This window comes from Pseudomonas sp. NPDC087346 (assembly GCF_044744235.1).
In the GTDB taxonomy this organism is placed as follows: domain Bacteria; phylum Pseudomonadota; class Gammaproteobacteria; order Pseudomonadales; family Pseudomonadaceae; genus Aquipseudomonas.
In genome coordinates this window covers 1-566 of record NZ_JBIUXX010000186.1, presented here as the reverse complement: position 1 = coordinate 566, position 566 = coordinate 1, and the positions used below count along the sequence as shown (strand labels likewise).

The 566-nt window shown below is 56.7% G+C and carries 1 pseudogene; it reads right to left on the bottom strand.

The window, feature by feature from the left end:
* Window positions 1-528, bottom strand: a pseudogene (locus ACIOZM_RS31970) (F0F1 ATP synthase subunit beta); the annotation flags it as partial.
* Between the last annotated feature and the right edge of the window lie 38 nt (window positions 529-566).

Here is a 566-nt window from a genome sequence, read left to right as displayed (position 1 = left end):
GAACACGGAATAACCGCTGTGCTCGATGGCGATGTTACGGATCAGTTCCATCATGTTTACGGTTTTGCCTACACCGGCACCACCGAACAGACCGACTTTACCGCCTTTGGCAAACGGGCAAACCAGGTCGATAACCTTGATGCCGGTTTCCAGCAGGTCGTTGCCGCCTGCCTGTTCAGCGAACGAAGGCGCTGGACGGTGAATGCCCCAACGCTCTTCGGTGTCGATCGGGCCAGCTTCGTCGATCGGGTTACCGAGGACGTCCATGATCCGGCCCAGAGTCGCTTTACCGACCGGTACGGAGATGGCTGCGCCAGAGTCGGTAACTTCCAGACCGCGCTTCAAGCCTTCGGTGGAACCCATCGCAATGGTACGAACCACGCCGTCGCCCAGCTGCTGCTGAACTTCCAGAGTGGTGCCGGCATCGCTTTGTACTTTCAAAGCGTTGTAGATGCTCGGTACGCTGTCGCGTGGAAATTCCACGTCGATAACGGCGCCGATGATTTGAACGATACGTCCGCTACTCATAGCTGGATCCTCTGAATATTTGAACCGTTAAACCGCGG